Source organism: Pseudoflavonifractor sp. HNCC25GI2, from assembly GCF_058136395.1.
This window is the reverse complement of the sequence record NZ_JBYUOW010000015.1, coordinates 1-13171: the sequence shown is the minus strand read 5'-3', so window position 1 is coordinate 13171 and position 13171 is coordinate 1. Positions and strand designations below refer to the sequence as shown.

At 53.7% G+C, this 13171-nt stretch carries 8 protein-coding genes, 5 tRNA genes, 1 rRNA gene and 2 pseudogenes; 1 reads left to right on the top strand and 15 read right to left on the bottom strand.

Features of this window, described 5'->3' with window-relative positions; translation table 11 throughout:
- Positions 1 to 155 precede the first annotated feature (155 nt).
- The 7 genes and pseudogenes from AC3YUO_RS12645 to AC3YUO_RS12615 form a co-directional block, all read right to left on the bottom strand.
- Positions 156 to 2420, bottom strand: a complete 2265-nt coding sequence (locus AC3YUO_RS12645) for a M56 family metallopeptidase (protein WP_489963379.1) — start codon at positions 2418 to 2420, stop codon at positions 156 to 158.
- Complete coding sequence (locus AC3YUO_RS12640) at positions 2413 to 2802, bottom strand: BlaI/MecI/CopY family transcriptional regulator (RefSeq protein ID WP_489963378.1); 390 nt, start codon at positions 2800 to 2802, stop codon at positions 2413 to 2415. Before AC3YUO_RS12640 ends, AC3YUO_RS12645 begins: the two co-directional genes overlap by 8 nt.
- Before the next feature lie 969 nt (positions 2803 to 3771).
- Positions 3772 to 5085 carry a transglutaminase domain-containing protein gene (locus AC3YUO_RS12635; RefSeq protein ID WP_489963395.1) on the bottom strand — a complete coding sequence of 438 codons (1314 nt, stop codon included), beginning with the start codon at positions 5083 to 5085 and terminating at the stop codon, positions 3772 to 3774.
- Between the two features lie 147 nt (positions 5086 to 5232).
- Positions 5233 to 5433: pseudogene (locus tag AC3YUO_RS12630) on the bottom strand (S-layer homology domain-containing protein); the annotation flags it as partial.
- A 33-nt stretch (positions 5434 to 5466) separates the two neighbouring features.
- Positions 5467 to 6057 carry a hypothetical protein gene (locus tag AC3YUO_RS12625; protein WP_489963398.1) on the bottom strand — a complete coding sequence of 197 codons (591 nt, stop codon included), beginning with the start codon at positions 6055 to 6057 and terminating at the stop codon, positions 5467 to 5469.
- 3 nt (positions 6058 to 6060) lie between these two features.
- A pseudogene (locus tag AC3YUO_RS12620) lies at positions 6061 to 6126 on the bottom strand (zinc-ribbon domain-containing protein); the annotation flags it as partial.
- Between the two features lie 3 nt (positions 6127 to 6129).
- On the bottom strand, positions 6130 to 6618 hold the full coding sequence (locus AC3YUO_RS12615) for a zinc ribbon domain-containing protein (protein ID WP_489963377.1): 489 nt from the start codon (positions 6616 to 6618) through the stop codon (positions 6130 to 6132).
- A 258-nt stretch (positions 6619 to 6876) separates the two neighbouring features.
- Between AC3YUO_RS12615 and AC3YUO_RS12610 the strand changes: the two genes are divergently transcribed.
- Positions 6877 to 8565 (top strand): sigma-70 family RNA polymerase sigma factor, encoded by a 1689-nt coding sequence (locus AC3YUO_RS12610; RefSeq protein ID WP_489963376.1) that lies wholly within the window; start codon positions 6877 to 6879, stop codon positions 8563 to 8565.
- Between the two features lie 320 nt (positions 8566 to 8885).
- Here AC3YUO_RS12610 and AC3YUO_RS12605 read toward each other — a convergent pair whose 3' ends face one another.
- The 8 genes from AC3YUO_RS12605 to rrf all read right to left on the bottom strand — a co-directional run bounded on the left by AC3YUO_RS12605 (position 8886) and on the right by rrf (position 13049).
- A complete protein-coding gene (locus AC3YUO_RS12605; protein WP_489963375.1) occupies positions 8886 to 9800 on the bottom strand; it encodes a hypothetical protein in 915 nt (304 codons plus the stop codon).
- Positions 9801 to 9851: 51 nt separating this feature from the next.
- Complete coding sequence (locus AC3YUO_RS12600; RefSeq protein ID WP_489963374.1) at positions 9852 to 11519, bottom strand: nuclease-related domain-containing protein; 1668 nt, start codon at positions 11517 to 11519, stop codon at positions 9852 to 9854.
- Positions 11520 to 12288: 769 nt separating this feature from the next.
- Positions 12289 to 12364, bottom strand: a tRNA-Thr gene (locus AC3YUO_RS12595).
- Between the two features lie 112 nt (positions 12365 to 12476).
- A tRNA-Asp gene (locus tag AC3YUO_RS12590) sits at positions 12477 to 12553 on the bottom strand.
- A gap of 46 nt (positions 12554 to 12599) precedes the next feature.
- Positions 12600 to 12675 (bottom strand) — tRNA-Trp (locus AC3YUO_RS12585).
- A 3-nt stretch (positions 12676 to 12678) separates the two neighbouring features.
- Positions 12679 to 12755 (bottom strand) — tRNA-Ile (locus tag AC3YUO_RS12580).
- Between the two features lie 65 nt (positions 12756 to 12820).
- Positions 12821 to 12896, bottom strand: a tRNA-Asn gene (locus AC3YUO_RS12575).
- Between the two features lie 37 nt (positions 12897 to 12933).
- Positions 12934 to 13049, bottom strand: a 5S ribosomal RNA gene (rrf, locus tag AC3YUO_RS12570).
- Positions 13050 to 13171: the final 122 nt, after the last annotated feature.

The following is a 13171-nucleotide window of genomic DNA, read 5'->3' as shown; positions in this document are numbered from 1 at the left end:
AGAAATGTTATGCTCCACTGCAGCAGGCAGCTTTCTGAATCTTCTGCTTAAGACAAGCGCGCCGGACAGGAGTTCCTCCTGTCCGGCGCGCTTACACATTTCTTCTTTTCGTGGGAACCAGTGTCAAACTTCCGTATTTCTCCCCGCCCGCTCCCTCAGTTAAACATGTTGGTCAGGGTAATCTGCCGCAGGGTGTCTCCCTCAAAGAAGAACAGAATAGCAGGCCCCAATCCCTCGTAAAATTCCAGCTGAGACAGGTCGCTGATCTCCCCCGGGGCGTGGGGGTTCCAGGCCACATAGGCCAGCAGGTCGGGTTCCTCCGGGTACCGGCCCCAGTAGTCCCCCGTGAGGGCCTCGGGATAGGCCGCCAGCACCTGCTCCCGGCTATCCCCCACCCGGACTCCCCGGGGGGTAAACAGATCGGCGCGGGTTACGTCAATGGTATTGGCCGACCAGCGGTCCTCTTGGACGGCGCAGTAGTACAGGGCGGAAAATCCCTCCACGCTCCACCGCTCCCAGCGGTCCCCCTCGGCATAAATGGGCTCATAGTCCGGCAGGGTCTGCACCTCCGGCTCTCCGTCGTAGACGGGGTGAAACAGCTCCTCCCAGGTCCAGGTCCCCGGCCCAACGGGCAACGGATACCCGTCCCGCCGCAGGGAAACATCGGCATCCAGCAGCCCCAGGGCCACATTCAGAACAATGTCCTCCGCCGTCATGGCTCCGGTATCCCGCTCCAGCGCCCCCAGAACCCCCTGGAAGCTGCCGTCCTGCCCACGATGGAGCACCAGGGTGTGGGGATCGGGCAGCGCACGGAACTGCCCCTCTTCATAGCGGGACACCTCCACCACGCAGACCTCACCGGTGCTCTCGTTGAGGTAGACCTCCCCGCCTTGATAGTCAACCGGTCCCAGGAGGATGTCCCCCTCTTGCGGCTGGCCGGGCTGATTTCCCTGGAAATACCAGCGTTTGCCCGAATACCGGGCGTCGTACCAGTCGCTCAGCAGCAGATAGAAGTTCTCATCCAGTCCGGCGGAGGCAGCGGTTCCGTTCGGGTTATCCTCCTCTCCGCTCAGCTCCATCTGCCGGTCAAAGACCGTCTCAAACTCCTGGTAGAGCTCCGCGCCGTCCTTCAGAACATGGTAGGTCTCATAGTCCTCTCCCAACGTGCACAGCCCGCCCCGGAAAATGGTAAAGCGCTCTGTCCGCTGGCTGTTCTCCCAGGAAAAGTCCACTGTAATGCTCCACACATTGTCCTGGTCCAGTCCTTCTGCCGTACCCTCAAAGGTAAAGCCCTGGTAAAGTTCCCACAGGTGTGTTACCGTCTCTGGGTCGGTAACGGGCTCGGGCGGCAGGAAGGAGCTGAGTACCTGTACCATCTCAACCTGATTCGGCACCGTTTTTTCCTCCTGCTCCGCCCCGGTGAAGGTGCACCCCACCGCCGCGGCGGCAATCAGAAGCACCGCCGCCAAGGTGTAAACTGCGGTCCGGGGATGCTTGGCCAGCAGGACAATGCGCTCCCGGATCCCCTTCCCGCTGCCCGTCATGCTGGTAGCGGCAAGCAAGGAGTTTCCCCGCCCCTGGCAGGTGACCGCCAGCAGGGTACGGCCATAGGCGGCCCGTTCTCCCTCTCCCAGGCTGCGAACTGTGGCCTCGTCGCAGCACAGTTCCCCGTCCCGCCGTGACAGAGCGGCGGCCAGCCACACCAGGGGGTTGTACCAGTGAAGCGCCAGACACAGCCCCCGCAGCACTGCCCAGAGGTGGTCCTTATGGTGATAATGAGTGAGCTCGTGGGCCAGACTGTGACGCAGGATGGTTTCATTCGCCGCCACCTCTTCCGTCACATAGATGCAGGGATGAAGTCCCCCAAAGAGACACGGGGTCTGCGCAACCCCGGCCACATACACGGGCAGAGAGCACGTCTCCACAGAAAGCGGCCTGCGGCTGCGGCGGAGCTTCCCTGCAAAGCGCACATTGACCCACAGGAACCACAAGCCAAGGCCCACGGCCCCCGTTGCCCAAAGCACGGTCAGTCCCCGTTCCACCTTATCCGCGCGCTCCGGAACCTCAGATGCGGCAGAATCTACCTGAGGAAGCTTCTGTGTGGAGGATGTATCAGGCTCCACTATGGACAGCTGGGGGTCAGTCTCATCCTTCGGAATCACTGTGGGCAACTCCGGTGTCACACGGTCCGCCTCTCCCGGCCAGGAAACGGCAGCGTGTCCTTCCCCATCCAGCACAGGCTGGGTCAGATTCAGAACGCTCCAGGCCGTTTCTCCAAGGCTTACCGGCAAAAGCAACCGTACCAGAACCAGCGCCCACAGCCCGTACTGAACCCGCAGACTGATCTTGCCCATCAGCACACGACGCAAAGCCGTCACTACTAAAATCAACACACTGGAGGTAATCGCCCATTCAATCACGCCGCTCCTCCTCCAATCCTTTCAGTAGCTCGTAAAGCTCATCCAATTCCTCCCGGGACAGGGCCTGTTTCCTGGTCAGCGCACTGACCATCAGGCTCAGGCTACCCTGATAGACCCGGCTGAGAAAATCCTTCGTCTCTTCCAGTGCAGCATCCTCCCGCCGCAGAAGGGGAGAAAATACCTTGGGCCCCTTCTCCGCCGGGACGCTCTCCAACGCCCCCTTGCTCTCCAGACGGCTCAGCAGGGTGAGGGTAGTGCTCCGGCTCCAACCGCAGCTTTTCTCCATCCTCTGGGTCACTTCCCGCCCGGTAAGCGGCCCCGCCTCCCAAAGGCACTCCATCACGCTCCATTCTGCCTGGGTCAGGCTGGTTCCCTTTTCCATTTTCACCCTCCTTTCTGTTTATATCTGTAAACACATTGTAGCATCACAGTCTACATCTGTCAACATCTCGAGCAATTTGTTCCATTAAGGTTTCCTTCGGAAATAGCAGCACCCTGCCATTTCTCCTAATATCCTGAAGAAAGCGCAAAACACGTACCGGATAGAAACTATTTTCTGCCAGTGCGTGTCTTCTCCTCTTTTGAAACAAAAAAGCCTCGAGAACCAAAGTTCTCGAGGCTTTTTGGAACTGCTAGGCAGATTCGAACTGCCGGTTTCATCCTTACTAACGCAAAACTTTAATTTTTCTATTTTTTACAATTTATAGGCATTTCCGCTCCAAGTAGATTACTTTTCAACACTTTTGACGCGAAGGACTTTCGGTTGTTCCAACTGTCTCTGTGGCTACTTGTATAGTCAAAATATTTTGACACGCAACGACAGGAAGCACGCGCAAAGATAGCCATACAAAGAAAACGCCTATAACCTGTCTACCCGTTGCAACAATAGAACATCTATTTTCTTCGCTCTTTTACCCACGACACTTTTAATACGCTGTTAGCATCGATAACACGCACAAATGTTTCACAGGGTCAAAGTCTTAATTATAAGAGAGCTTTGTGCTAAAATTACCTGGGACAAAACAGATATGGCTGCGAACATATAGGAAGAGCAGCTATAGAAGGCAGAATAGGGTTTTAGGTGTAATCAATCCTCTTATTTTAAAACTACCATTGATAGGTTCTGGGAAGATATTGATCCGTTTCTACAGCATTTCTGTTTAGGGCGAATTTTTGTAGATATGTTACTATTTTCCCTTTCGTCATATCAGTTTCAAAATTTCAAAAGATATGTGGAACCTGAGCAAATCCAGATTGCCTATGCAAATCGCGTTCAAAAATAACACCCTCCGGATTGATACGGAGGGTGTTATTTCATTCCCTGATATGATCAATCCAAAGATATTGAAGCTCAGTAGTCAAACGGACAGGAAGGAAGGTTATATAGGTAACTCGGGGTCTCCAAGGTGTGGTCGCGGGCCATGGTGCGGTCACTGACCAGGAAATACCGATACTGCTCCGGACTCTTACCGGCATCCCAGGTGGCGTCCACTTGATAATATGTGCCGTCTACCTCTACGATATTCCAGGCGTGGGGGCTGCCCGCAGTCCCGTTTGCGTAGTAGCAGTTCACACCGAAGGCACAGCACAGTTCTTTGAACAGCAGGGAGTAATCAAAGCAGACGCCCTTTTTGTAGGTCAAGGCAAAATTGATTTCCGCCGGGTAAGGAACAGTCCCCAAATAGTTGGTAAGGTCCATTCCGCTCAAAGAAGCCATATAATAGTCATACTTGATGTTGGATGTCACATACTGATAAATCGCAAATACCTTATCATAGTCACGGGAAGCGGCAGTGATGCCATACTGTGCTTCGATCTCCTCCACCGCATTCAGCAGAGGCTCATAGTCGGCATACCTGACGATTCCCAGGAAATCCTCCTGACTTGGCAGCTCACGGATGATGCCCTCCCGGTACATCTTGACATAGCCTGCCGCGCCATAGCGCAGATCCATGCGGTATTCATAGTAATCACCCGCAGATTTCCTGTATGGGCTGTCCAGGGAGACCGGAACGCACTTATAGTAGTCATAGCAGATTCCCTTTACCCGGGGAAGCAGCCCGTGGGAAAACTCATAGGGCGCACAAATGGCGGCGGGATCAAAATCCAGCTCCTTTGTGGAGAAAAAGGTCAGAGATTTGGGGTAGCAGTCCATCACTTCAGCGAAGACCTCCTCAACGTCAGCGATGCTGTCAACCACAAATCCATAGGTACGATCGCCATGCTCGCCGGTCCAAATACCGCTGGATGGAATGTAGAGGATGGTCTCTCCGCCGTCATAGGGTTCTACGACCACCTGTCCAATGGTAACTTGCTCTTCCGGCTGCAAGCCCGACGGACCGGTCTCCTCCTTATCCTGACCTTGAGAGCCCGTGGGCTGAGAGTCAGATGATTGCAGCTTCTGCAGCTGGCACAGCACCACCGCCGCCTGTGCCCGGGTCATATTCTGGCTCCCGGCAAATGTTCCGTCATCATCTACTCCGGCCATAACCCCAGACTGATATACCAGCCACACACTGGACTGGAACGCATCGGGAATGGCATCAAAATCCGGGATCTTATTCTGTACCCCCAAGCTTCCATCCGCATCAGGCTGTGCGCCGAATTCATTCAATGCCTGTGCCAAGATAAAGGCCATCTCCTGGCGATTAAGCGCATCAGACATTTTGTTGTTTAAGTCAAGCGCTGAATTAGAGAGCAGATGGTGCCGATTCGCCGCTGCCTGATAGGGATGATACCACATGTTTCCGGCGGCACCTGCCTGAATTTCATCCGGACAGAGCATCTGGGTGATCATGGTAATGAACTCTGCCCCGGTTACCGGCTGTTCGGGATTAAACCTGTGCTTTTCATCCCCGCTGACCCATCCATTTTGGGCGGCTGTCTGGATATATTCAAGCGCCCAATGGGATGCAGGGACATCTCGAAACGGGGTGTTGATTGCCGAGACAGGAACACTGATTCCAAGGCATATGGAACCTGCCAATGCCAGCGCTATAACCGTTCGTTTCATAATACGACCTCCTTAACGTGGTGAAATGAATCATTACAGGTTTAGGATATCCAGATACCATGTTCCGCCGACTTTTATAACAGGAACATTGATCGTGTCGCTTTCTTCAAGATTCAGGCTGTCCATCCGCAGGGTAAATTCGACCTGCACCTCCCTGGCGCCAGAGACTTTCACACCGTACTCCTTGTAGCTTTCCTGAACATCGGACAAATGGCTGGGCTCTGTATCAGTGGAACCAATTGCCTTGTAGGAGAAATCCAGCTGGTCGCCGAAAATGTCCTGGGGGAGCAGTTCGGTCAGCATGCTGCTGGACATAGCACGGAACTCCGCGCGAAGACTGTCCTTATCATAGCCTTCCTCCTCCATCACTGTATTCAGCATATCTTTGGGAATCAAGTCCATGAGAGCCTCTTCGTCCTGGGCCAACACAGCATCAAAAAGCTGCTCCGCCACAGCCTTATCGCTTCTCCCGCCAAACAGAGAGAATACGGCAAATACCAGCGCAATGGCCACAGCGGCCGCGGCGATTATGCCGATTTTTTTGTTTTTACTGGCACTCTGTCCGACGGCAGGCTTGGGGGCAACCTCCGCCGCAGCGGCGGTGCCGGGTCTTTCCGCGCCCAAAGGCGCGCCGCAGGAGCCGCAGAAAGCGGCGCCGGATTCGTTCTTCGCTCCACACTTACCACAATACATCATTTATCCCTCCTGATTTTCTTTCTCTTCCAGCTTGGTCCCGCAGTGGGTACAGAACAGGTTGTCTTTTCCCAACATCGCACCGCAGGCGGGACAGATGCGCATTTCCTCGGCAGACACCTGGGCAGGCGGTACACTGGGCGCCATTTTTGTGCCGCAGGCGTTGCAGAATGCGGCCTGGACCGGCACGTCCGCGCCGCAGTTGGGACACTTTACAATGCCCTTGATCTGTTTGATCTCCTCCTGGTTCTGGTTGATCTCCTCCAGCAGTTTTTTGATCTGCTCTGTCTCCGCCGGAAAGTCCGGAGCCGCATCGTCTTGGTGGCGCTGGTAGTAAGCCTGACCAATGGACTGGTACAACTGGGCGATCTGCTTCTCCTTGTCGGAGATGGCACTGTTCAGCCGTGCCACATCCGCAAAGTTTTTGGTCTGCTGGGCCACTCCCTGGCCCGCGTCGGAAAGCTTCTTTCCAAGCTGTTCAAAAAATGCCATACGTTCAAATCCTCTCTTTTTATTTTCTCATTCCCAACGAGCGGGAGTTACTGGAAGCGCCGGATTACCAGCTTCTGATTATATAGAAACAGGAGAGGCAAGTTTGGTTTTAAAATTTCAAAAAAAATTATCCCCAGCTCGTCGCCGGGGATAATTGACAAATCTCATCCTGGGCAGTACGCTATACCCAGACCTGTCTGCGCTGAAAGGCACATATTTTATGGATTTGACCACGAAGGAAAGACGGTGTGAAGGGGAATGGAAAAGACAGATTTAGCCGGCCTGATCGCCCGCTGCCGGGAGGGCGACAGCCGGGCCCAGAAAGCTCTGGTCCTGGCCGTTCAGAACCGTGTGTATTACCACTGTAAAAAGATGCTGCGGCATGAGGAGAATGCGCTGGATGCCACCCAAGAAGTCTTGATCTCCATGCTGAGCAAACTGGATACACTGAAGGAGCCGGCGGCGTTCTGGGGCTGGCTGAGCACCATGACCGCTAACCAGTGCCGCAACGCCCTGTCCCGTGGAAACCGGCGGGAGGTGCAGTTTCCCGAGGACGAGGAGGGAAACAGCCTGCTGGATACTTATGAGACGCTGGATGATCAGGCGGTTCCGGATAAGGCCCTGGACAGCGAAGAAAGCCGCCGCATGATTGTGGAGCTGGTAGATGCGCTGCCTGAGGCCCAACGCCAGTGCGTCCTGATGTATTATTACGATGAGATGGGGGTCAAGGAGATTGCTGCCGCTCTGGAGACCTCTGAGGGCACGGTGAAAAGCCGGCTCAATTACGCTCGCAAGGCTATCAAGGCGGGTGTGGACCGCTACGCCGCTCAGGGCATCAAGCTCTATGGCCTGGCGCCGCTGCCTTTCCTGGCCTACATTCTCAAGCAGGACGCCCTGTTGGGCGGCCTGTCTGCAGCCCAAAGCAGCGCCTGTGTCCAAGCGGCCCTGGCAGGCAGTTCCTCCGCCCTGGCCGCAGGTGCGGCGGGCGCTGCAAAGGGTACTGCCGCAGCGGGGGCAGCGGGGGCCGGTTCCTCCACATCCGCCGGAAATGTTCTGACCGCCGTGCTGGCCCACAAAGGGGTCGCTGCCGCGGTCGCCGGGGTCGTGCTGACCGGTGCCATTGGCGGTGCCCTCCTGCTCGACCGGCCGGAGCCGTCTCCGGTGGACCCGGTTTCCCCGCCGGCGGTGGAGGTTGTGGATCCGATAATCGAAGAGGGTCCTGACGTGGAGCCCCAGCCGGGACCGGAACCAGAGCCTCAGCCCGAGCCGGAACCTCAGCCGGAGCCCGCTCCCGAACCAGAACCCCAGCCGGAGCCGGAACCTCAGCCGAACCCCCAACCGGAACCCGAACCTGTCCCTGAGCCCGAACCCGAGCCGGAACCGGAACCGACAGGCCCCTCTCAGCTCAAGCTGGCCTACGATTCAATCACCGGCGGTTATGGCAAGGTATGCGGCGGCCTTGTTTCTGTCTACTCTGGAAAGACTCCGTTTGACAGTATCATTTATTCCTCTACTGATCCGTCAGTTGTCTATGTGGATGAAAATGAAGTGGCCTATTTGCTGCGTCCGGGACAGGCGGAGATCATCATCACATTCCCTCAGGACGGAAACTATCAGGCTCATATTCCTGTAACCGTAGAGGATCACTTCCACTGGGATTACGAGCCTTCCAGTTCGCCCATGACCTTGAAGTCTGGTCAAACCCGCGTGAATAGTGTGTCGCCCTATGGTATTTATAGTGGAACCACACTGGATTATGTGACATGGACCAGCAGCGATCCCTCTGTGGCACAGGTGGAAGCCACCACTGACATGCCGTCTACTCTTGTTACTGCCGTTTCCCCCGGCACCGCCACCATTACCGGCACCGTTCACTTTACCATCACAAGGATCGGCTATGAGACCAGTGATACGATCTCATTTGAAGTGATCGTAGAACCGGAATAAAATTCCCCGGTACTCCGAACCATGCTTTATGCCCCCCGCCGAAGCGGGGGGCATTTTTATGCACATATAGCCTTGACTGCCGGCAGGGACAGCTTCTTCACTGGGGAGGGCTGCCCTGGATTGAACTATTTGGGGGCGGCGCGGAAAAGAGGTGTTCTGCCTTCAGCCGGTTTAAGAGATACTGAACCTGAGCTCGGCTGAGGATTGTTTGCGCCGCATCTTGCTCCAGGCTGTCGTGGATCAGACTGTACCAAGTCCCGGCGGCCTTGCAAGGGGGGCTCATAGATGAGAAACTGCGCGAATAAGGCGGCTGGGTACCATCAGGCGGTCACCTCGGTATAGGTATATTCACAGGTAACGCGCGACATCTGCGCCCCTTTGTCATTGAGCCGAATGGTAATTTCCCGGGTCAGATTTCCGTAGTCGTCGTATTCAAAGTTGAGCACTTCGGTTTCACGGGAGGGCTCATATTCGGTGCTCTGGATGCTCAGCTTTTCCTGGTCATAGGTATACGTCGTCTTAGACGTCAGTTTTTCCCCGGAATAGGTCCGCCGCTCTGTAAGCTTCCCATCGGTCTGGTAGCAATATTCTGTGCGGGAAAGCTCCTGAGACTTATATTCATCTACGAGCTGGCTGATAGCGGTACGCTCCTCCTGAACCAGACGTCCGTTGTCGTCATAACTGAACAGAGTGGTGGCTGTGTAATCGCCCGGTTCCCCCTGGAAGATTCCCTCTTCGTCAACCATCATCTTCTGGCCCTGGTTGTCGTAGTAATAAGTTTCCACAGACAAAACACTGCCATCGTATATTTCGGTGGTGCTCGCCTGGCGGCCCTGGTCGTCATAGGTATACTCGGTGATAAAAATCTCATCCGAGTCGTACTCCCGGATCAGATGGCCGGCCTCGTCATAGTCATAGCACTTGGCAGCCGCGTTTTCACCCTCTGTTGGGACAATTCGGATCAGATGGCCGGCTTCATCGTATTCATAACGGAAGCTTCGGGTTTGCTCACTGCTGTATCCCTCATACCAGACCGTCTCTTCCTTGGCGTCAATACGGAAGGTTCGCTCCGGCTCCGGCTCGTCCTGAGGCTGCTGGATCTGGACGCTGCCCACGGAGGAAGCGCTGCCGCTTTCCTGCGTGGAGGAGCCGCTCCCTCCAGGCAAAGCACCGCAGGCTGACAAAGCCAGTGCCACGCAGAGTGCAAGGACGTATGCAAGCATCTTTTTCATCATAATTTATACCTCCTAATGCCATGGAATGTAATTTCATATGTTTTATGGTTGTTATTGGGGCAAATCAGGGTCGGGATACCGCTTATAGCAGGCCTCCAATTTCTGGCTGAGGTCTGCCGCATAGCCATACAGCTGACGATAGGAGCGGGCTAACCGATTTATCTCCTCGCTGAAATCCGTCAGCGCATATGCCTTGGGCGGCTTGCAGTGATCTGCCAGCGCCTGGCTCAGCTTCTGTATTTCCTCACTCGTCAGCACCTGCTCGCGATAACGGCTGATCTGGCTGTAAACTGTTGTTGCACGGCAAATATTTTGTTCTGCCCTGGGATCACAAACCAGCTCTGCCTGGTCATTGCCCAGTACAATCAAATTATGGACCTGGATGCGGTCTTCCTGTGTGCGGCCGAGGATCTCGTTTGCAAATTTCTCAAGGTATGCCACATGCCGGTCATTTTGTGCATAGGGGTTTTTCATCACTTCCCGGTGGGGCGCTTCTCCCGGCTTTTTGGCCGGATATTCCCGATACCACGCACCGTCCGCTTCGATTACGATCTTGTACTTTCCTTCCTGGCCGTAATTTTTAACCTCACAAGCAAAAATCCCGGATGTGGTGATCACAATGCTGTCCAGCTCCACACTCACATTCCCGTCGTCAAATTCCAGACGCACCCCTTCTCTGTGCCACAAGGCATCGCGATGCAGCTCCAGCGCCTCCGCCAAACGTTCCTCGCCCTCCAGGCCGGTCACAATACCATCGTAGTCCTTCTGGTACATTTGAACCCGGTACTGAACGAGCTGTTCAATCTCTCTTCTCCGGCAGTCCAGAAATTCATCTGAGGCAAGAAATCCCGTCCGTGTCAGCTCCTGGGAGCCCACTACAAGACGCCGAAACTGTGATACGATACCGGCTCCACGAACCCAGAAGGCCACTCCAGTGTCCTCATCCGTGAATCCGGCCAGTGTATTCCTTAAAATCTTATCAATGGCTGCCGGCCGATTTTCATTGATGACATAGATTGTCTGGTCCTCAGCGGATTCGCGGAAGGCTTTATAGATATTGTCATCATAATAAAACATGCTTGCTGGAGCAGAAGCTGCTTCCTTCACCAGGTCATAATGAGTATACCCCTCGAAAATCTGCGGTGTAAACGAATCCAACCCAAAATGCTCTTTTGCCCGGGCAAGAAACAGGTTCATTCTCTCATGCTGATAGGCGGAATATTGTTCTTCCACCGCTCTCGCTCCCTTTGTAAGAACAAACTTGAAACGACGGTTCAGCCAAATAGGGAGCGTGATGGGAAATACAGGTAAAATCCATACCATTATGGAGGAACTATCTCCATTGTAAATACGTCCCAGAATCGCAGCAACAACACTGAAGACCGCTATGCTGGCCACGCTGTAAAGGCCCATATTCTTCCCCACGTACCGGAAGATCATTTTCTTCTTCACAAGGGTGCTTCCGAGCCGCAGCAAAAGAATCACCAAGCAAGGAATAAACCACAAAACGCAAATGATCGCCCAAGCCTCCAGCATGTCAAATACCATATACCAGCCAAATGTAGCCATACTTTCAGCAAGCAGAAAACCCAGGACAAAAGTTAGAACCGATAAAATGACAGATGGTATTTTTTGAGACGCCTCCTGCCTTGTCATGTTTGATAAGTGGTTGACCGCTTGTTGTCCTGCAGCATACCCAAACCGGAACGATTGATTCATAACACATTCTCCCTTCCAAGCTAGAACGTTTCTCTCTTTTTCCGCCGTTTCTCCACAGTGTGTACGGCGGCGCAAAAGCTGTAAATTGCTGACACAGTTATAAAACGACTTCCCATACAGCTACAGATAATAAGACACAGAAAAAAGCCGTTTGGTTTTATGAAAGTGTCACAAAATATTATTATACTATTCTAAAAAAAAGTCAATTTACCCATGCGGCCACTGCAAAATCCAAGTGCACCAAGTGCGGATGAGCGCACATACTGATTGCACGTGAGCATGGACATAACTTCGGAGCTGCTCTTTGAAGTTGCAGCGGGATTAACATTACCAATAACAATAATATGCTTTTGATGCTCTACCAACGCAGCTACATACACGCCGCAAAGTCTTTATTGTGCCCAGCACCTTTCAGGCTTATAAGGGCCAACGGCGCAAGCCAGATACCGACTGCATCAGTCAGAGCAGCGATCACCTCTGTGAAGGACGCTGCTCTCCCATACGGCCAGACGGCAAAATCACGTCCGCAATGTCTACGCAAAGAACCGAGCAGAATGTGAGTGGTTGTTAGCCGAACTCATTGAGCAAATGAAGGTGGAGATTGCCGCGGAAAAAGAACGACTGTAGCTGTAAGGAATGACAAATAAAAAAGCAACAGGCCTCCGAAGTACCTTCGGAGGCCTGTTCTTCTCTGCCTATGGCTTGTTATGTGGTTAAATAAAAAGCCAAAAGAAAAACCACTTAAATCCGAAGATTTAAGTGGTTTTCTTGGAGCTGCTAGGCAGATTCGAACTGCCGACCTCATCCTTACCAAGGATGCGCTCTACCGACTGAGCTATAGCAGCATGTTTGTCCCCCAAAGGGGAACTATGTTGAACAGGCCAAACCTGGAATTTCCAAGGCGTCCCGGGGATTCCCGGGGGCTATTCAAACAGCCATCCGGCTGGAGTTATTAAATGGCGACTCGGAAGGGACTTGAACCCTCGACCTCCGGCGTGACAGGCCGGCGTTCTAACCAACTGAACTACCGAGCCATTTAAATCCTACTTTTTATAAAAACAGATTGCTCTGTTATTAACATGGCAGGGGCAGAAGGAATCGAACCCTCGGCACGCGGTTTTGGAGACCGCTGCTCTACCTGCTGAGCTATACCCCTATGTGGTGGGCCTTCACGGGCTCGAACCGTGGACCGACCGGTTATGAGCCGGCTGCTCTAACCAACTGAGCTAAAGGCCCATAGCCGTTCACACGATATTTCGGAAAGAGCGGCTTGCCGTCATGATTGGCGGCAAGCCGCTTCCTGGCTCCCCAAGTTGGACTCGAACCAACGACCCTGCGGTTAACAGCCGCATGCTCTACCGACTGAGCTATTGAGGAATGTGAAAGGGTCCGGTCCGGTTGGACCGGACCCTTGTGTTGGCGTTACCTATTTTCCCGGTCCGTCTCCAGACAAGTATCTTCGGCAGAAGCGAGCTTAACTTCCGTGTTCGGAATGGGAACGGGTGGACCCTCGCTCTAATCAACACCAACTGTACTTTCTCTTTGAAAAGAAAGTAACCAACGAAAACCAGAGCTTTTCGCTCGTTACCGTCTTTTCAACAGTAAGTATTATATCCGTTTTTACTCAATTGTCAAGTCCAATTTTTAAAAAT

Coding starts and splice junctions, on each gene's coding strand:
- AC3YUO_RS12640 (WP_489963378.1), bottom strand. CDS start 2,802: ATGGAAAAGGGAACCAGCCTGACCCAGGCAGAATGGAGCGTGATGGAG.
- AC3YUO_RS12635 (WP_489963395.1), bottom strand. CDS start 5,085: ATGTCTGATGCGCTTAATCGCCAGGAGATGGCCTTTATCTTGGCACAG.
- AC3YUO_RS12615 (WP_489963377.1), bottom strand. CDS start 6,618: ATGGCATTTTTTGAACAGCTTGGAAAGAAGCTTTCCGACGCGGGCCAG.
- AC3YUO_RS12610 (WP_489963376.1), top strand. CDS start 6,877: ATGGAAAAGACAGATTTAGCCGGCCTGATCGCCCGCTGCCGGGAGGGC.
- AC3YUO_RS12605 (WP_489963375.1), bottom strand. CDS start 9,800: ATGATGAAAAAGATGCTTGCATACGTCCTTGCACTCTGCGTGGCACTG.
- AC3YUO_RS12600 (WP_489963374.1), bottom strand. CDS start 11,519: ATGAATCAATCGTTCCGGTTTGGGTATGCTGCAGGACAACAAGCGGTC.